This window comes from Flagellimonas flava (assembly GCF_050617915.1).
Lineage (GTDB): Bacteria > Bacteroidota > Bacteroidia > Flavobacteriales > Flavobacteriaceae > Flagellimonas > Flagellimonas flava_A.
The window spans coordinates 118,248-135,290 of record NZ_JBODQE010000007.1 but is presented as its reverse complement, the minus strand read 5'-3'; the positions used below and the strand labels follow the sequence as shown (position 1 = coordinate 135,290).

At 42.1% G+C, this 17,043-nt stretch carries 18 protein-coding genes; 12 read left to right on the top strand and 6 right to left on the bottom strand.

Annotated features, from left to right (window positions below):
- Positions 1 to 1,190 (bottom strand): hypothetical protein (locus ACRHOZ_RS17135; protein ID WP_431128151.1); only part of this gene is annotated, 1,190 nt, incomplete at its 3' end.
- Between the two features lie 215 nt (positions 1,191 to 1,405).
- On the opposite strand from ACRHOZ_RS17135, the gene ACRHOZ_RS17130 reads away from it, so the two are divergent.
- The 6 genes from ACRHOZ_RS17130 (at position 1,406) to ACRHOZ_RS17105 (ending at position 6,866) form a co-directional block, all read left to right on the top strand.
- Entirely contained in the window at positions 1,406 to 2,146 is a 741-nt protein-coding gene (locus tag ACRHOZ_RS17130; protein ID WP_431128148.1) for a hypothetical protein, read from the top strand.
- Positions 2,136 to 2,933 carry a hypothetical protein gene (locus ACRHOZ_RS17125; protein ID WP_431128145.1) on the top strand — a complete coding sequence of 266 codons (798 nt, stop codon included), beginning with the start codon at positions 2,136 to 2,138 and terminating at the stop codon, positions 2,931 to 2,933. Before ACRHOZ_RS17130 ends, ACRHOZ_RS17125 begins: the two co-directional genes overlap by 11 nt.
- A 112-nt stretch (positions 2,934 to 3,045) precedes the next feature.
- Positions 3,046 to 3,567, top strand: a complete 522-nt coding sequence (locus ACRHOZ_RS17120; RefSeq protein ID WP_431128142.1) for a DUF6702 family protein — start codon at positions 3,046 to 3,048, stop codon at positions 3,565 to 3,567.
- Between the two features lie 61 nt (positions 3,568 to 3,628).
- The gene (locus tag ACRHOZ_RS17115) at positions 3,629 to 5,941 is read left to right on the top strand and encodes a M1 family metallopeptidase (RefSeq protein WP_431128139.1); all 2,313 of its coding nucleotides are present in this window, start codon (positions 3,629 to 3,631) and stop codon (positions 5,939 to 5,941) included.
- A gap of 85 nt (positions 5,942 to 6,026) precedes the next feature.
- The gene (locus tag ACRHOZ_RS17110) at positions 6,027 to 6,305 is read left to right on the top strand and encodes a Sec-independent protein translocase subunit TatA/TatB (protein ID WP_422350456.1); all 279 of its coding nucleotides are present in this window, start codon (positions 6,027 to 6,029) and stop codon (positions 6,303 to 6,305) included.
- A 3-nt stretch (positions 6,306 to 6,308) separates the two neighbouring features.
- Positions 6,309 to 6,866, top strand: coding sequence for a phosphatase PAP2 family protein (locus ACRHOZ_RS17105; protein WP_431128136.1), 558 nt, complete (start codon positions 6,309 to 6,311; stop codon positions 6,864 to 6,866).
- Here ACRHOZ_RS17105 and ACRHOZ_RS17100 read toward each other — a convergent pair.
- The gene (locus ACRHOZ_RS17100) at positions 6,844 to 7,485 is read right to left on the bottom strand and encodes an O-methyltransferase (protein ID WP_431128133.1); all 642 of its coding nucleotides are present in this window, start codon (positions 7,483 to 7,485) and stop codon (positions 6,844 to 6,846) included. The two genes, ACRHOZ_RS17105 and ACRHOZ_RS17100, sit on opposite strands and share 23 nt — an antisense overlap.
- A gap of 68 nt (positions 7,486 to 7,553) precedes the next feature.
- Between ACRHOZ_RS17100 and ACRHOZ_RS17095 the strand changes: the two genes are divergently transcribed.
- Together ACRHOZ_RS17095 and kynU are read left to right on the top strand one after the other, a co-directional pair.
- Complete coding sequence (locus tag ACRHOZ_RS17095; RefSeq protein WP_431128130.1) at positions 7,554 to 8,018, top strand: GNAT family N-acetyltransferase; 465 nt, start codon at positions 7,554 to 7,556, stop codon at positions 8,016 to 8,018.
- A 49-nt stretch (positions 8,019 to 8,067) separates the two neighbouring features.
- Entirely contained in the window at positions 8,068 to 9,336 is a 1,269-nt protein-coding gene (gene kynU / locus ACRHOZ_RS17090) for a kynureninase (RefSeq protein ID WP_431128127.1), read from the top strand.
- On the opposite strand, the gene ACRHOZ_RS17085 is transcribed toward kynU, so the two are convergent.
- Positions 9,325 to 10,191 (bottom strand): AraC family transcriptional regulator, encoded by an 867-nt coding sequence (locus ACRHOZ_RS17085; RefSeq protein ID WP_431128124.1) that lies wholly within the window; start codon positions 10,189 to 10,191, stop codon positions 9,325 to 9,327. The two genes, kynU and ACRHOZ_RS17085, sit on opposite strands and share 12 nt — an antisense overlap.
- A gap of 111 nt (positions 10,192 to 10,302) precedes the next feature.
- Here ACRHOZ_RS17085 and ACRHOZ_RS17080 point away from each other — a divergent pair, with 111 nt between their 5' ends.
- Positions 10,303 to 11,451, top strand: a complete 1,149-nt coding sequence (locus tag ACRHOZ_RS17080) for an MFS transporter (RefSeq protein ID WP_431128121.1) — start codon at positions 10,303 to 10,305, stop codon at positions 11,449 to 11,451.
- Between the two features lie 11 nt (positions 11,452 to 11,462).
- Here ACRHOZ_RS17080 and ACRHOZ_RS17075 read toward each other — a convergent pair whose 3' ends face one another.
- Positions 11,463 to 12,137, bottom strand: coding sequence for a hypothetical protein (locus tag ACRHOZ_RS17075; protein ID WP_431128118.1), 675 nt, complete (start codon positions 12,135 to 12,137; stop codon positions 11,463 to 11,465).
- 101 nt (positions 12,138 to 12,238) lie between these two features.
- Here ACRHOZ_RS17075 and ACRHOZ_RS17070 point away from each other — a divergent pair, with 101 nt between their 5' ends.
- The 3 genes from ACRHOZ_RS17070 to ACRHOZ_RS17060 are packed head-to-tail and all read left to right on the top strand — an operon-like array spanning position 12,239 to position 13,907.
- A complete protein-coding gene (locus ACRHOZ_RS17070; protein WP_431128115.1) occupies positions 12,239 to 12,865 on the top strand; it encodes an RNA polymerase sigma factor in 627 nt (208 codons plus the stop codon).
- A gap of 1 nt (position 12,866) precedes the next feature.
- Complete coding sequence (locus ACRHOZ_RS17065) at positions 12,867 to 13,055, top strand: hypothetical protein (protein ID WP_420398914.1); 189 nt, start codon at positions 12,867 to 12,869, stop codon at positions 13,053 to 13,055.
- A gap of 24 nt (positions 13,056 to 13,079) precedes the next feature.
- Positions 13,080 to 13,907 carry a mechanosensitive ion channel family protein gene (locus tag ACRHOZ_RS17060; RefSeq protein WP_431128111.1) on the top strand — a complete coding sequence of 276 codons (828 nt, stop codon included), beginning with the start codon at positions 13,080 to 13,082 and terminating at the stop codon, positions 13,905 to 13,907.
- Between the two features lie 209 nt (positions 13,908 to 14,116).
- Here the strand turns inward: ACRHOZ_RS17060 and ACRHOZ_RS17055 are convergent, their stop codons facing one another.
- Positions 14,117 to 16,087, bottom strand: a complete 1,971-nt coding sequence (locus tag ACRHOZ_RS17055) for an OmpA family protein (RefSeq protein ID WP_431128108.1) — start codon at positions 16,085 to 16,087, stop codon at positions 14,117 to 14,119.
- A gap of 11 nt (positions 16,088 to 16,098) precedes the next feature.
- Positions 16,099 to 17,007: a PorP/SprF family type IX secretion system membrane protein gene (locus tag ACRHOZ_RS17050; protein WP_431128105.1), complete on the bottom strand. Its 909-nt coding sequence runs from the start codon at positions 17,005 to 17,007 to the stop codon at positions 16,099 to 16,101.
- Positions 17,008 to 17,043 lie beyond the last annotated feature (36 nt).

Here is a 17,043-nt window from a genome sequence, read left to right as displayed (position 1 = left end):
TTAAGGGTGCTCCCGTTTTGGATGGTAATGTTCCCTGGATTGTTGTCCGTGCTTATGTCCTGTGCGTCAGTGTTGGTATAGCCGGAAAGGTCAATGCTGGTGGGTGCGGCGTTGTTTGTTATTGTCAGGATGTCCCCGGTCAGGTCCAAATCTTGTATTTCGTTATTACTATCAGTATCCCCATCAGCAGCATTGGAAGCAGTTATTTCGGCATCAACATAGGCCATGGTAGCTGCATCCTGCGCTAAAACAGGGTCTTGTAAGTCATTGATTTGAAAACCTCCCATGTTTACGTTGGCCGTAGCCGGCCCAAAACCGCTAAGTGGAATGTTTGCTTTGTCGAGTTTTGCATCTGTCACCGAGCCATTAATTATTTCATTCGTCCCAACCGCATCATTGGCCATTTTATCATTGGTAACCGCATCGGTGGCCAAATCTTGGTTGCTTACCTGGCCGTCTTGTATTTTAAACGAGTTGACTGCATCGTCATCAAGCTCTAGAGTGGTTATTCCGTTTGGACTTACACCTAATAAAAGTGGATCTGCCATAACGCCTGTTCCGTAAAGAGTCAGAGTACCGTCGGCGGGACCTGTAACCTCATTTCCTACAATACCATCTTCTTCGGTTATACCAAGATCTGACTGATTGACCAAAACCCAGCCAGAGCCTGTACCATCCCATCGTAAAATGTCACCAGGTGTAAACCCGGGAGCAAGTTTATCAATGGTTATGGCTTCTGCTGCAATCCTATCCCCAGTAATGGATTGTGGCTGAAGATGAAGTTGACCATTTACAGAGGTTGGAACGATATTTTCACCCCTGATCATTCCTACTTCAAAATTGAAGTTGGTACCATCTTCAGTGATTACAATGGTAGGGTTTGCATTTACAATAGGGTCCGTGGAAAAAGTTTGCTCATCTGGTTGGTCACAAGGATTGATCCATTGGGTACCGTCAAAGAAATGCACGCACTCAGTATCCACGTTGTAAACCATGGCACCTTGCAATGGGGTTATACTTTCCATTTGGACTGTTGTCATGCGAGTAATGACCAAGACCCTGGAGGTACTTTCCAATTCCAGAACGGACGCCGGATGCAAAACTTCAGGGTTTTCCCCAATTTTGATTTGGGCTTGTAGCGAACTGATCATCAGTAGTCCAATGATCAAAATTGATAATTGTTTTTTCACAGTATCTGAGGGTTGAGGATATTTACACCTAATGGGCAAAACTAGGTTTATGATCCGAGAATTCTAATAATTACCGTCAAAATACCTTAGTTCAAAGGTGAACGGATAAGTACTGCAGTTGAATTTTTAGGAGAATTAACAAAAGTTTAGAACAGCGATATTTTTTTATGTGGCCGCCAAGAGTTTTCTTTAACTTCGGCTAAATGGCCATGCTTATGAAAAACATTACACTGATTTTATTTTTTCTTGTTTTTGCCGGCAATTCACTGGCTCAAGATAATAGACAAGTACTTAGGGGCAAGGTGATTTATCGCGGGATAAATGTACCTAATGAAAACGTGATTAATTCCACTTCGGAAACAGCCACAATTACCAATGAGGATGGGGAATTTGTGATATTGGTAAAGGAGGGTGACCAATTGGTTTTTACCGCAGTGAATTATCAACTGGAAGTTGTAACGATTACTCCTGAAATTTTACACAACAATCGTCTTGTGGTTGAGGTGACTGAAAAAGTTACCGAGCTGGAAGGGGTAGTGGTAACTCCTGAAAATCAAGAGAAATTTTTGGAAGTCAAAAACGAGGACTTCAAAGAATTTGAATATGAAATAGACCGATCTACCGAGGTTGAAAATATTGCCGAATCCAGAACCGTAAGAGGAATGCGGGATGGAATCAACTTTGTAAACATTTTCAAAGCTCTCTTCAAGGCCAAAAAACTTGAGGGCGAAACAAGAGAGCCGTTAAAGGTAAGCGAGGTTTTAAGACAGGTCTACGAAGACGAGTTTTTTGTGGTGGATTTGAAATTGCCACAGGATAAAATCGATGCTTTTTTGGTCTACTGTGATGACAAAGTTCCCTCGCAGACCTTGTTGCGCAAGGAAAATGAGTTCCAACTAATCGATTTCCTGGTGACCCATAGTAAAACCTATTTGGCCGAATTGGATGCGGAATAAAGCGCTACTTTTCCTTTTTACTATTTTTTCAGTTACCCTTTATGCCCAACAAACGGGTACCAAACAGCTTCGAGGAAGGGTGTATAGCACCAATGAGGATGTTGTAGGGGTGGTGGTGCAAAACCTTACGTCCCAAAGAGCTGTGATTACGGATATAGATGGGAATTTTTCCATTCTCGTTGCCCTCCAAGATACGCTGGCATTTTCCGCGGTTCAATTTCAGCGAAAACTTATTGTGGTCAATGATGTGGTCTATAATACAAGCTTTATCTCGGTCCCCTTGGAGGAATTTGTGAACGAGCTGAAAGAAGTTGTGGTTAGGCCTTATGATTTGTCTGGCGACCTTAACCAGGATTTAGATCAGCTTCAACTGGAAAAAGATGTGAGTGCGGAAGCTTTAGGACTACCCAATGCACACGCAAAAATCCCTACGCAGAGCGAACGGAAATTGCAGCAGGCTTCTTTTGGAAAATTCAATGTGGGAATGATTTTGACTCCTCCCTTGGATCCAATCATCAATGCCATAACTGGCCGTACAAAGATGCTTAAGAACAGGGTCAAAGTGGATAAAACCTATGCTAGAACCCAACGGGTACAGGGTTTTTACGCAGATTCCCTAATTAGCACCAACTTAAAGATTCCTGTAGAAAAACTGGATGACTTCATGTATTTCTGTGAAGTGGATGAGGATTTTCAGCGCACGGTGGACTCCCATGATAAATTGAAGATATGGGATTTTATGGTTGCAAAGAGTAGAGCGTATCGGAGAAACAATAATTTGGACTAAAGGGTTGGCATGCCGTTTGTACTTTTGTAAATCGAATGCAAGGTTTTGGAAGGTTTTTTATTTCAAGTTCCTCAATTTCTTGTAACGAAAAGTTGAAAATGTAGTCTATTACATGATGATAAAGCTGAAAAAAATTGGAAATACACTGGCCTTTTTAGGTCTTTTGCTGTTGTTTTCCTTTACCACGGTGCACAAATTCTACCTTAGTGTGACGAATGTGGTATACTCTGAAAAAAGCGCATCCTTCCAAATTACCAGTCGGATCTTTATTGATGATTTGGATGATGTTCTGGAAGAACGATATGGGGTCAAGGCAGAACTGGCAACAAAAAACGAAGCCCAAGTGGCAGATACCTATATTGAAAAATACCTCCGCGCAAAGTTTGCCATAGCGTTAAACGGCGAAATTGTTCCCTATACCTTTTTGGGAAAAGAATATGACAATGATGTCGTCATCTGCTACATGGAGTTGGAGGATGTGGACTTTTCCAGCTTAAAATCAGTCTCCGTTCAGAATGAAGTGCTTACGGATCTTTTTGAAGAACAGCAAAATGTGGTCCACGTAAAATGGAAAGGAAAGAAAAAAAGTTTTGTGCTGATCAAGGAGAATAATAAAGGAATGTTAAACTTATAACTGCCCTTTAACGGTTCGTTAAAAAAAAGTTATTTTTCACCGTTTAAAAATCAATAAGAAAATGAACAAAATCAAGTATTGTTTTGCTTCCATGCTGTTTCTTTTCGGTGCAATGGCCTTTGCGCAGGAAGAAGGGGAAACCGAAAAGCCAAGGGAGCCTGGTCATGTGAACCAAAGCAAGTTTAAACAGTTGTACGAGGAGTTCTCCACTCCAAACACCTACCGTTCAGCCTCCGGAGCTCCCGGACCTGATTACTATCAGCAAAGAGCAGACTATGTAATGGACATTGAATTGGACGATAAAAATGCCAAGATTTATGGTGAGGAGACCATTACTTATTATAACAATTCTCCTGATGATTTAGAGTTCCTTTGGGTGCAGCTAGATCAAAATGTGCGGGCTAAAGATTCCAAGTCTCCCTTAAGAAATGGGAACGGAGTGAACTTTGCATATATGGCAGGGGATTTTGCCCAAACCTATGTCACCGAGCCGTTTGATGGCGGATTTAATATTGAATTTGTGAAGGATGCCAATGGCAAGCCATTGTCCTATACCATCAACCAAACCATGATGCGTTTGAATATTCCCCAACCGCTTAAGAGTGGGGAGCAGATTTCATTTTCAATCAAGTGGTGGTATAATGTTCCTGACCATACGGTGAACAGGGCGCGTTCTGGTTTCGAATACTTTGCAAAAGACGGAAACCGCGCCTATGTTATTGCGCAGTTTTTCCCTAGAATGGCTGTATACAGTGATGTGGAAGGATGGCAAAACCATCAGTTTTGGGGAAGTGGCGAATTTGCCCTTCCGTTTGGAAACTATGAGGTAAACATTACCGTGCCGGCCGATCATATCTTGGATGCTACCGGAGTTTTGCAAAACAGGGAGCAGGTATTCTCCAAAGAAATGATGAAACGTTACAAGCAGGCTAAAAAATCGTATGATAAACCTGTTTTAATTGTAACCCAAGAAGAAGCGGAAGCTGCGGAAAAAGGATTTTCGGATAAGAAAAAGACTTGGAAGTTCAAGGCAACCAATGTTCGGGATTACGGTTTCGCGACCTCAAGAAAATTTGTTTGGGACATGCAGGCCGTAAAAATTGGTGGAAAAGATATAATGGCTGTTTCCCTATATCCTAAAGAAGGAAATCCGCTTTGGGAAGAGCAGTCTACCAAAGCCGTGGTACAAACCTTGAAAACCTATTCAAAACATACTTTTGATTACCCTTACCATAAGGCGATTTCGGTACATGCCAAAAACCAGGGTATGGAGTATCCTATGATTTGCTGGAATTATGGACGTCCCAACGAGGATGGTACATATTCCGATAGAACCAAGTACGGCATGATCAGTGTGATCATCCACGAGGTGGGACACAACTTCTTCCCTATGATCGTAAACTCTGATGAGCGTCAGTGGGGATGGATGGACGAAGGTCTGGATACTTTCATGCAATATTTGACCGAGCAGGAATTTGGAAAGAATTATCCAGATGTCATCGCTCCAAATTCCAAATACCCTTCTAGAAGAGGGGAAGCAGCGAAAATTGTTCCGTATATGGCTGGTGATCAAAGTCATATTTCACCCATCATGTCCAATCCAGAGAATGTATATCAGTTGGGGCCAAATGCCTATGGTAAACCGGCAACCGCTTTGAACATTCTAAGGGAAACCGTTATGGGTCCCGAATTGTTTGATCATGCATTTAAAACCTATGCCCAACGTTGGAAATTCAAGCATCCTACTCCAGAGGATTTCTTTAGAACCATGGAAGATGCTTCCGCTGTGGACTTGGACTGGTACTGGAGATCTTGGTTCTATACTACCGATTATGTTGATATCGGAGTAAAAGGGGTGAAAAAATACTATGTTTCAGACAAGCCTACCAAGCAAATGGAAAAGTATATGGCAGATAGAAATATCACGGAAGCCGATTTACCTCCATTGGTTTATTTGGCGGAAGAGGATAGCGAAGATTACAATCCCGACCTCAAAGGAAAGGCACCTACAGAGGTTTCGCAGAACTTGAAGGAATTCATGATGGATAACTTGAGTGCTGAGGAAAGGGCCCAGGTTCAAGAACCCAAGTATTTCTATGAGATTACTTTCGACAAGCCGGGAGGTATTCCAATGCCTTTGATTGTGGAGTATACCTATGCTGATGGAACTAAGGAAAAAGTAACCTATCCACCGGAAATATGGAGAAAGAACGATGCAGAGGTGAAACGCGTATTGTCCTCCCAAAAAGAATTGGTAGGTATTGTGGTTGATCCCAAGGCGGAAACCGCAGATATTGATACGGCCAACAATTCTTGGCCCAAGAAAGAGGAAAAATCCGATTTCGATAAGTTCAAACAGAATATAAAAGGGTAGTTAAACCCTAGATCAAGTGTTAAAAGCCCTGTGAAATCGCAGGGCTTTTTTTAGTTTCCAAGCAAGTTCTCATTATATTTGTCCTATGCATTTTCTATTCATCAGCGGCGGAGAAATCTTTTTTATCCTTTTTATTGTGGTCATGGTTTTTGGGGCCGACAAAATACCGGGTATTGCCAAAGGCCTGGGTAAGGGAATGCGACAACTACGGGACGCCACGGACGATATTAAGCGCGAGATCCAAAAGAGCGCTGAGAGTCAGGGTATTGATACCGACTTCACCAAAGACATCCGAAAAGAACTGAATGAAGTAAAGAAAAATGTGGATGAGGTAACCGGAGCTGTCAAAAGAAGCACCAAATAATCCATGTTGGATCGGCTCCTACAATGGGATCAGGATGTTTTCATTTATCTTAATGGGCTTGGCGTCGAATTTTGGGATCCTTTTTGGTCAGCGGTGACCAAGATTTCCGTGTGGACTCCCTTATTTCTGATGTTTCTTGTACTGTTTTTACTGAAGTTTCCTAAAAGACAGGCCTTTTCCAGAATTACTGCGGTTGTCGCGCTTGCATTTTTCATCACCTTGATTACCCATTGGACCAAAATTGGTTTTAAAAGATTGCGCCCCTGTGATGATGCAGAAATAAGTTCCTTTATCCGCATCTTGGACACCCCTTCGGGCTACAGTTTTTTTTCGGGCCATGCCTCCAGCTCCTTCGCCATTGCCCTTTTAGTCTACTTGCTGCTTAAAAACAAGATAAAATGGGCAGGTCTATTTTTTATTTGGCCATTATTGTTCACCACCAGTCGTATTTATGTGGGAGTGCACTATCCTTTGGATGTTTTGGTTGGAGCAGCAGTTGGAGTGCTTTCGGGTTTGCTTTTTCATAAACTACACCGAGCTATAGCACCCGGCACATCGTGAGCCCATCACGTATAGGGAGCAAAACGGTTTCAACTCTTGGATCTTGCTTTAATTTCTGGTTATAGGCCAACAATGAAGCCGTAGCCTTATCCGAAGGAATTAAAGGTTCCACTACTTTACCGGACCAGAGCACATTATCGCTTAAAATGATACTTCCCGGCTTGGTTTTTTCAATGACCGCTTCAAAAAAAGCATCATACTGAACTTTTTGGGCATCGATAAACACCAAATCAAATTGATGATTCAATTGGGGAACAATGTCCAGGGCATCTCCAATATGCTGTGCGATCTGTGCTCCAAAGCCACTTTTATCAAAATACTTGCGCTGCATGCCGTGCAGTTCCTCATTGATTTCAATGGTGTGCAATTCTCCTGATTTTTGAAGTCCTTCGGCCAAACAAATGGCAGAATACCCCGTATAGGTTCCTATTTCCAATATGAATTTCGGCGAAATAATTTTGGAGAGCATACTCAGCACCCTCCCTTGGAAATGACCTGTGATCATTCGTGGTTGAATAACCTTTAGGTGGGTTTCACGGGTAAGCTCCGTTAAAATTGCTGGTTCCGACTCCGTGTTTTCTGCAATATAGCTTTCCAATAAGGGGGATAAAAAATGCATGCGTAAATTTTCGCAAAAATAGAGAAAAGAAGTACATTGGATATACCGTTTATCTCGAACTAGAACATATGGTTTCATCCAATTTTACAACCAGAAATGCCAGAATGGAGGATTTGCCCGTTCTGTTGGATTTTGAGCAGCAATTGATCAAGGCAGAAAGACCTTTTGATATCACCATTAGGGAGGACCCTGTTAGCTATTATGATATTAAGGCTATGATTGATAATGATGACGCCTGTGTTCTGGTGATTGAACATGAGGGAGAAATTGTGGCCTCTGGGTATGCCATTACCAAAAGAGCAAGACATTATCTGGATCATGAGTTCTATGCTTACTTGGGCTTTATGTATACCCAACCTGATTTTAGAGGCAAAGGACTGAATGCAAGAATTATAGAATCGCTCAAGCAATGGGCCGATTCCAAAGGACTTTCTGAAATGCGCTTGACAGTTTACGAGGATAACATTCCGGCCGTAAAAGCCTATGAAAAAGTGGGCTTCAAAAAACACATTAGTGAAATGCGATTGGAATAAAACTAGAGAAAACGATATTTAATTTCCATATTTAACCCAAACAATACGTATGAGTTTTCAGCATTCCTTGGAATTTGCACAACAGTTGGACGCCCAAGACCCCTTGGCCCAGTATAGGAATGAATTTCACTATCCCCAGCACAATGGAAAGGATGTAATCTATTTTACGGGCAATTCTTTGGGACTTCAGCCTAAACGTAGCCAGAAATTTGTGGATGATGTCATGAAAGACTGGAAGGAAATGGCTGTGGAGGGCCATTTTTATGCTGAAAAGCCATGGTGGGACTATCATGAGCGCTTGGCGGAAGGCTTGTCCAAAATTGTTGGTGCCAAAAAAGAGGAGGTTTCCGTAATGAACACTCTTACGGTGAACTTGCACCTCCTCATGGTATCCTTCTACAGACCCACTGGAAAAAGAATAAAGATTTTATGTGAGGAGAAGGCCTTTCCGTCCGATCAATACATGCTACAAAGTCAGGCTAGGTATCACGGTTTTAAGCCTGATGATGTGATTGTGGAGGTTAAAAAAAGGGATGGCGAACATTTTTGGAGAACGGAGGACATTCTTGATAAGATCAATGAGGTAGGAGAGGAGCTGGCTTTGGTCTTAATGGGAGGGGTCAATTATTACAATGGCCAAGTCTTGGATATGGAAGCTATTACCATAGCTGGAAAGGAAGTGGGTGCAAAAGTGGGATGGGATTTGGCCCATGGTGTAGGTAATGTTAAGCTTAACCTGCATGATTGGGGTGCGGATTTCGCGGCTTGGTGCAGTTATAAATATATGAACAGTGGCCCTGGGAATGCCTCTGGAATCTATGTGAATGAGAGTTATCTGGGACAAAAGGATATACCGCGTTTTGAAGGATGGTGGGGCACCAAAAAGGAAACCCGCTTTTTAATGCAACCGGAATTTGACCCGATAGATACGGCAGACGCCTGGCAGTTAAGTAATCCTCCAATTCTTTCTGTAGCACCCTATTTGGCTTCTCTGGAGTTGTTTGATGAGGTGGGCATGGATGCTTTGGTGCAAAAACAAAAAAAGATAGTGGCCTTTCTGGAATTTGTTTTAAAGGAAATAGATAAAGAGGTGGAAAGTACCTTTGAAATCATTACTCCTGAAGATAGAGGATGTCAACTTTCGGTTTTTCTACATGGAGAAGGGCGCCCCCTCTTTGATTATCTGATGAATAATGGGGTCATTACGGATTGGAGAGAACCCAATGTGATCCGATTGGCTCCCGCTCCCTTGTATTGCTCATACACTGACATGTACAATTTTGGACAAATATTAAAGAAAGGGATATTAAGCAAGTGAGGTAGAGTACCTTCGCTTTACGTATGCGGAAGGCGATAAGCCTTGATATCTTCTAAATTGCTTACTAAAGTAAGAAGGGTCCGTGAACCCGCATTGGTACATGACCTCGGCAATGGTTGAATTGTCCTCATTGAAAAGTTCCACCGCTTTGGTTATCCGATACTCATTGACAAAATCCAGAAACCGTCTTTGGGTCATTTTTCTAAAAAAACGGCTAAAGGAATTGGGAGTGAAACCCAGTAGCGCTGAAATTTCAAGCACGGAAATTTCTTTGTGATAGTTGGTGTTTACATACTCAAAGACGTGTTCCAACCGCTTAATTTCATCACTTTTAAACTCGTTGATTGAAAATGTGTCCAAAAGGGTTTTATAGCTTTTTTCCTTGGACAGGTCACTTAGGATGGACAACAGATTGATCAATCTACCTTGATTGTCTTGATGGGCAAAGGCTTCAAATTTGGATTGTAATTGATCCTTGCACTGCTGGCTGAAGACAAGAACATGACCGGATTTTTCAATTAGCCTTTTGATACTATCAAATTCTGGGAACACTTTGATTTTTTCATCCAAAAACTCCTTTCTAAACTGGATGACCACTTCAATGTTATCTTCATTATCCTTGTTGCCAAAGTCCGCATGGGGGATATTTCCAGCTAAAAATACAAGCGTCCCATGGGTATAATGGCTTTTGTTGGAACCAATATGCAAACAACCGGCTCCATTTTTCACATAGACCAATTCGTATTCCGGATGCACATGCCAACCCGCCGACTCGCAGTAACTGGAATTGTTATACGTAGCTACCTTTAAGGAAGTGTTGTGGGAGACATTGATGGATTCCAACATGGGTTTCATGCTGTAAAACTACCAATAAAATCCTGTTTATATCCAGTTTGGGAATAAAACAGACAAGTATTGGAATGTTTTCAGCTATAAAGTTCCGCTGTGGTTCGGTTATTTTGCCATATGAAATCACTTCAACTTATTTTTTCCAATCCCAGATACTTTGCACCGGCTTGGGTTTTTACCACCCTTAACATTTGGTTCGGTACCTGGGCCATTTATATCCCAACGGTAAAAGAAAAATTGGACATCAACAAAGCCGATTTAGGTATTGCCTTGTTTTGTCTGTCATTGGGAGTTTTTGCCATTTTTCCCTTGGCGCCCAAAATCATCAATAAACTTGGAGTGGGAAAAGCAACTTGGGTAGGGGTACTGTTGGGTAGTATAACGGCCATATTCCCATTATTGGCACCCAATTACATTACATTGGCGGTAACCCTCTTTCTTTTTGGGGCAGCCAATGGACTTACGGATATTGCCATGAATACCCTGGTTACCGAGATTGAAAAGGAGGATAAGCAGAATTTTATGTCTGCAGCCCATGGTTTTTTTAGTCTGGGCGGCGTTGTTGTGGGCTTGGGCAGTTTTTTAATTCCCATTATCGGGAACCCGGCACTTCATATGGGTATAACCGTAGGTGTTGCGTTTTTGATCAATTTGTTCTTTTTCCGTCATTATATAAACATTAAGGCAGCTCCACAGGAAAAGGAGGCCTTCAATTTAAAATTGTTCAAACCCCTGATTTTACTGGGATTGATAAGTTTTGTTGCTTTTGGTAGTGAAGGTGCTATTGTGGATTGGAGCGGACTTTATTTAAAAGAGATAACGCTGGCTCCGGAAGCACTTATCGGCTCGGGATTTTTGGCCTTTTCCGTTGCCATGACCCTAGGAAGGTTTTTGGGGGATGGCATCAGCGCTCGGATAGGTTCCATTAAAATTGTGGTGTTGGGAGCTTCGGTGGCGCTTTTAGGGTATCTGTTGGTGTTATCGGAACATACCCTTTTGGCCATTGTGGGCTTTGCCTTGAACGGTCTTGGGTTTTCTGTTATAGTCCCTGAGCTTTTCAGAATTGGGGGTAACGTCAAGGGTGTGGAATCGGCACAAGGAGTTTCCTTTATCGCTGGTACCGGATACTCGGGTTTTTTAATGGGGCCTGTTGTTTTGGGCTTTGTTGCGGAAAGTACTTCCCTAACCCACAGCTTCTATGGTCTTTTGGGCTGCATTCTACTGGTTTTGGGAACCAGCTTGTTCCTTCAGAAAAAGAGAGCTTAGAAATTCCGGAATTACTCTTTGATCACGGACAGATTGGTAAAATTCAGACTAAAATCACCTTCGGCTTTTCTATGATCTTGGGCTAGTTTCAGTCCTTCCATAGTCACGTAATCTTCCCAAGTAGTGGTCATGGAAGGTCCTGCTTGATTGGCCTTTCTAAATACCCATTCACGTAGTACAAAGTCGTCCTTAAAATAGAAATCATAGGCATCTCCAGGAGTATACCCACCTTCGTTGCCATACACTATGGTCAACTTCTGCATGGATTCTCCACTAATAGGTGCCTTTTGATTTTCTTTATGTTCCGAAGTATAATTGTTGGCATCCCAAATTAGATTGAACGGCGCCAAAATCCAGAATCTGTCGTTGATAAAACCTCCATTTCGTTCAAGGGCAATGCTATCCATGGATTTTCGATTGTAAACTAAGGTGTCCGAGGAAATTGAAGTGACCTTGTTGGTTTTAGGCTCCCAGACCCATGTGCGGCCAAGTTTGGTACTGTCCCGGCCCACTTTAAAGGTAAAGGTGATTTCCTTCACGGATTTCCAGGCATCGTACCCATGTGCTTGGGCTATTTTTTCTGGAATTGACAGTTCTTTTTCAGGAGTGGGCTCAGCTTTGGGTTCAGTTTTACAAGCGGAAATCAATGTAAAGCAAAACAAGGCTAAAAAGAAGTAGTATTTCATCTGCTAATTTTCCATAAATATAAGGTCAATTTCAATTATCTTGTTGAGATATTCCCTAAAAGGGAAAACTTCATAAAAAGAACCCGAACAAACCTCGTCCAGTGACTTTTATCAGAAGACTGTTTCTAACTCTTATACATTACATTGATAAGAATTCATTGGAAGCAGATGACCCATATGCCCATCTGACGGATGAGGAACTGGTGCAGAAAATTGTTGCCAACAACAATCCGCTGCTCTTTGGCAAGTTGTACGACCGGTATGCAAAAATGGTCTACAACAAATGCTACGGATTTGCCAGATCGGAAGATGAGGCTGAAGATTTGACCCAGGACGTGTTCCTGCAATTGTTCATAAAACTGAAGATGTTCAAGGGGAAATCCAAGTTTTCCACTTGGCTGTACTCCTTTACCTATAATTTCTGCGTGAACTACGTGAACAGGAACAAGCAGCGAAAGATGAGTGACAAATCCGTGCCTATGGAGGACTCGGAATACAAATTGACAGCGGAAATACCCGATGACAGCCTTTTTGAAATGAAGACCAAGAAATTGAAAAAAGCCTTGGAATTGGTTTCGCCAGAGGATAAGTCCATTTTGTTACTGAAATATCAGGATGGAGCCTCCATCAAAGATTTGGTAAACCTTATGGAAATAGGGGAGAGTGCCGTAAAAATGCGATTAAAGAGAGCAAAAGAAAAATTAATGGAAATCTATAAAACCTTGTAACATGGCAAAGAAAATTAGAAATCCGTTTAAGGAACTGGAAGCTTCGTTACGGGAGGTTCCGCCAGGCATGAAGAAAAAAGTAATGAACGATATAGCGGCTGCCAAATTGATCATGGATATGGCTTCGCTCTTTTCGTTCAATGTGGGATCCGCCTTGCGAAAACTATTTAAAACCTTGGGAAATAATTGATAACTGCACTATAAAACTAAAGATATGGAAACACTAAACGAATGGAAGAACCTAACCTTTGATTCCTTGGCTGCAATGGGTAGGGATATAGCATTGGCCCTCCCCAAGATCATTGGGGCACTGATCATTCTGCTGATTGGTTGGATCGTAACGAGGATCATACTCTTTGTCCTGGGCAAAATATTAAAGTTGGCCAAAGTGAATGTGTTGAGCGATAAGATTAATGACATGGAACTGTTTGGCAAAGGGGATTTTAAGATTGATATCCTAAAAATAATCCTAGGCTTTGTGAAATGGGTGTTGTTATTGGTCTTCTTGATTGTAGCGGCAGATATTTTAAGCTGGGAGATCATCTCTACCGAAATTGGCAATCTGCTACGCTATTTACCTAGACTGTTCAGCGCACTGGCCCTTATGATGATCGGGCTCTACATTGGGAACTTTATCAAGAAAACGGTCAAGAAAATTTTTGATTCCCTCGAGTTTGGGGGATCCAACTTGGTGAGCAATATGTTGTTTTACATCATTGTGATATTTATTTCCATTACGGCTTTGAATCAGGCGGGGATAGATACCACGATAATCACGAACAACGTTACAATGATCTTGGGTGCATTTCTGTTGGCTTTTGCCATTGGTCTGGGCTTGGGGTCGCGCGATGTGATCACAGATTTATTGCGTTCCTTTTACACCCGTAGGACATTTGCAGTGGGCGACAAACTGGTAATTGGCAAGCACTCAGGAACGGTAGAAGCTATTGAAAACAACAGCTTGACTTTGGTAACCAAAGACGGAAAGTTTGTGATTCCGATAAAGGATGTTGTGGAGAGCAAGGTGGAGGTGAAGTCGTGAGGCACCCTTCCACCCCTCCTGCTCAATTTTCAATTGAGCCACCTCCCCTCCTCGAAGGGAGGAGCTACATATTTAACTTCAAATTACGCTCCTCACCTTGGAAAGGGGAGGTGATTCAATGCAAAGCATTGAATCGGAGGGATTATATAAAATAAAAAGCCGCCCAGAATTGCTTCTTGGGCGGCTTTTTAAAAGAATCCCTCTACTATTTATTTTGATTTTGCCAAATAGTTATTGTTAAGTTGAACCACCGGAAATTCAGTTCTTCGGTTCAATTCCAGTTGTTCTTGATCACAGTCTTCCAAACCGTTGCAATCGTTGATCAATTTTCGTTTTCCATATCCTTTATAGGAGATAATCCTATGCCTTGGAATGCCATGGGCAATTAAATATTCGTAAGTGGACTTTGCCCTTCGTTCAGATAGTTTGTCGTTATAATTGTGGCTTCCCACGGGATCGGTATGCGATTCCAATCGGATAACCATTTCAGGATAGGTTTCGGACATAAGTTTCACCACTTTGTCCAGTTCCCTGGCGGCATCAGGTCTAATATTACTTTTATTAAAGTCAAAATAGATTTTATTGAGTCCAGCCAAAACCTTCACATCCATTACAGGTTCCAGTTCAATATTCTGAACTACTGTTTTGGTAACGCGCTGCACAGTCTGCGTGCTAAAATACACGTGCTTATGGGGGTGCGTTTTCCGCACTGCTTCTATCAAGTAATTTTGTCCTCGATTCACAAACATTTCGTATCTACCTTGGTCATTGGTCATCGTTTTTTGAACCAACTCCCCGGTATTTTGGTCGTACAAAGAGATGGCAACACTGTCCAAAGGCTGAAGGTTGATAGCGTCCGTGACAGTTCCCTCCAGCATTAGGGAAGGAATAAACTTAAAACGATAAATATCATCGCTTCCTTTGCCTCCTTTACGGTTGGAGCTTACATATCCATCCACACCATTATCCATGGCATAGTATCCAAAATCGTCTTTTTCACTATTTAGGGGCTTTCCTAAATTGATCACATCTTTGATGGTTCCCTCCTCATCCGAAATAGCAGCAAATACATCCAATTGTCCAAAGCCTACATGTCCATCCGAAGAGAAGAACAACTGCCCTTCATTGTTGATGTAAGGAAACATTTCGTTCCCAGGAGTATTGATTATGGGACCAGCGTTTACTGGGAGTCCCACACCGCCCCTTGGATGTATTTTGCAGTAATAAATGTCGGTACCCCCATAGCCACCAGGTCTGTCGGAAGCAAAGTACAATAGCGTTCTATCAGTGTTTACGGTAGGGTGACCGGTAGAGTAGTGGTCGGCATTGGTCTTAAGGTTTCGGGTAACCTTCCAGACACCATCCACTTTTTCCCCTTTGTAGATTTTTAGGTTGTTTAGTTTTTCTATGTTCTTGTCTTCCTTTTTCTTGGTGAAAAAGCTTTCCTTATTTTGGAAGTAGCTGTTTCGCGTAAAGTAGACAATGGTATCGTTTTTATAATCGGTGGAAAAAACCATGGAACTTTCATGGAACTTGGAGTTGATTTCGCCTTGAAACTTTCTGGGAACATCCATGGTACTTCCTTCGGTAACATGGAAAATATCCAACCAGGATTCGTTGTTCCATCCGTAAATATCTTCAGAAGCGACCTCTTTTCTACTAGAGCTGAAATACAACTGCCCGTCATGGACAAAGGCGCCAAATTCGCTGTATCGTGTATTGAAATGCACAGGCTCCACTTCGTATCTTTCCCTACTGTTAAAGACCACAGAAGCCAGGTTTCCATCCTTTAAAAACTGCTTGACACGTGCATCGTTTTTATGGAATTTTCTATAGCGTTTGAGCCATTTAACAGCCTCTTTCTCCTGACCGGAGCTTTTTAGGGCCATGGCATATTTAAAGTAATAGTTGGTTGGGGTCTCGGGCTCGTTGATGAACCTTTTGAAATAGGGCAAAGCCTTCTCAAAATCCCGCAACATCAAATAACACTCGGCCAGCCTTTGATAGGCATGTACAGCGTTTTTCCCAGTGACCATTTTTTCGTACTCTGGAATGGCCTTTGCGTAAGCAAATTTATAGAACAATTGATCCGCTCTCTTTTGGACTGTGGATTGTGCGGTCATGGAAACCACTCCAAAAAAGGCAATGAATAAAATTGATATGAGGTTGTGGCGCTTCATTGGAATTGATTTTAAAAATATCTTGGTGACTTATAAAGATTGGTTTTCTTGGAAAGTCTTGGTTCAAAGATCAAAATGACTTCATGGGTTCCACCCGTGTAGGGTCTAATGGTAGAAGTTGGAAGGTCGTAAGCATAGCCAATTCTAAAATTGTTGGAAATCTGGTAGTCCAAAAACGCTCCAAAATTGGACGCATCATTGAATCGGTAAGAAGCTCCCAACCATACTTTTTCATACAGTAGAAAGCTATTGGTAATATCATAGGTAGAAGGTGCTCCATTGGTAAATTTGGTGATAAATGCAGGACGTAACTTAACGTCGGCGGAGATATCAATTACCAACCCTCCAATAGCATAGTAGCTATTACGCTCCAGGGCTTCAAACTCTCCTTCGTTCAAATCCGTGTTCAAAATTCTGGGAGAGGATATACCTGCATACCATCTATTGGTACTCAAATAAACCCCAGCCCCAAAATTGGGTTTCCAACTGTTAAAGTTGGCGTTGAAGAAGGGATCGTTATAATCAGGATTTTCCAAACGGTAGTTGGTGAATCCAGCTTTTAATCCAAAAGAAAGTTTTGCTTCTGCCGTTACGGGAATGGTATAACTAAAATCCCCATACACATAGTTGGTGCTCTCAAAACCCAATTGGTCCGTGATATAGGAAATCCCCAATCCCACACGTTCATTGTTCATGGGAGTGTGGAAGGAGAATGTACTTGTGGTCGGATTCCCATCCAGTCCAGCCCATTGGTTCCTGTGAAGGGCGGTCATGTTCATACTTTCTCGGCTACCTGCATAAGCGGGATTTACGGAGATGGTGTTGAACATATATTGTGTAAACTGAGGAAGCTGTTGGGCCATAGCGCTGGATCCAACAATTGCCATCAATGCCAAGGTAAGCTTGCGAAGCGTTTTCATATTGTTTCGGTTAAGGTTTTGCCCGGTTGCCCAGAC

What these genes read in the sequence shown, in the direction of transcription:
- ACRHOZ_RS17130 (WP_431128148.1), top strand. Translation starts at nt 1,406, where the DNA reads ATGAAAAACATTACACTGATTTTATTTTTTCTTGTTTTTGCCGGCAAT.
- ACRHOZ_RS17125 (WP_431128145.1), top strand. Translation starts at nt 2,136, where the DNA reads ATGCGGAATAAAGCGCTACTTTTCCTTTTTACTATTTTTTCAGTTACC.
- ACRHOZ_RS17120 (WP_431128142.1), top strand. Translation starts at nt 3,046, where the DNA reads ATGATGATAAAGCTGAAAAAAATTGGAAATACACTGGCCTTTTTAGGT.
- ACRHOZ_RS17115 (WP_431128139.1), top strand. Translation starts at nt 3,629, where the DNA reads ATGAACAAAATCAAGTATTGTTTTGCTTCCATGCTGTTTCTTTTCGGT.
- ACRHOZ_RS17110 (WP_422350456.1), top strand. Translation starts at nt 6,027, where the DNA reads ATGCATTTTCTATTCATCAGCGGCGGAGAAATCTTTTTTATCCTTTTT.
- ACRHOZ_RS17105 (WP_431128136.1), top strand. Translation starts at nt 6,309, where the DNA reads ATGTTGGATCGGCTCCTACAATGGGATCAGGATGTTTTCATTTATCTT.
- ACRHOZ_RS17100 (WP_431128133.1), bottom strand. Translation starts at nt 7,485, where the DNA reads ATGCATTTTTTATCCCCCTTATTGGAAAGCTATATTGCAGAAAACACG.
- ACRHOZ_RS17095 (WP_431128130.1), top strand. Translation starts at nt 7,554, where the DNA reads ATGGTTTCATCCAATTTTACAACCAGAAATGCCAGAATGGAGGATTTG.
- kynU (WP_431128127.1), top strand. Translation starts at nt 8,068, where the DNA reads ATGAGTTTTCAGCATTCCTTGGAATTTGCACAACAGTTGGACGCCCAA.
- ACRHOZ_RS17085 (WP_431128124.1), bottom strand. Translation starts at nt 10,191, where the DNA reads ATGAAACCCATGTTGGAATCCATCAATGTCTCCCACAACACTTCCTTA.
- ACRHOZ_RS17080 (WP_431128121.1), top strand. Translation starts at nt 10,303, where the DNA reads ATGAAATCACTTCAACTTATTTTTTCCAATCCCAGATACTTTGCACCG.
- ACRHOZ_RS17075 (WP_431128118.1), bottom strand. Translation starts at nt 12,137, where the DNA reads ATGAAATACTACTTCTTTTTAGCCTTGTTTTGCTTTACATTGATTTCC.
- ACRHOZ_RS17065 (WP_420398914.1), top strand. Translation starts at nt 12,867, where the DNA reads ATGGCAAAGAAAATTAGAAATCCGTTTAAGGAACTGGAAGCTTCGTTA.
- ACRHOZ_RS17060 (WP_431128111.1), top strand. Translation starts at nt 13,080, where the DNA reads ATGGAAACACTAAACGAATGGAAGAACCTAACCTTTGATTCCTTGGCT.
- ACRHOZ_RS17055 (WP_431128108.1), bottom strand. Translation starts at nt 16,087, where the DNA reads ATGAAGCGCCACAACCTCATATCAATTTTATTCATTGCCTTTTTTGGA.
- ACRHOZ_RS17050 (WP_431128105.1), bottom strand. Translation starts at nt 17,007, where the DNA reads ATGAAAACGCTTCGCAAGCTTACCTTGGCATTGATGGCAATTGTTGGA.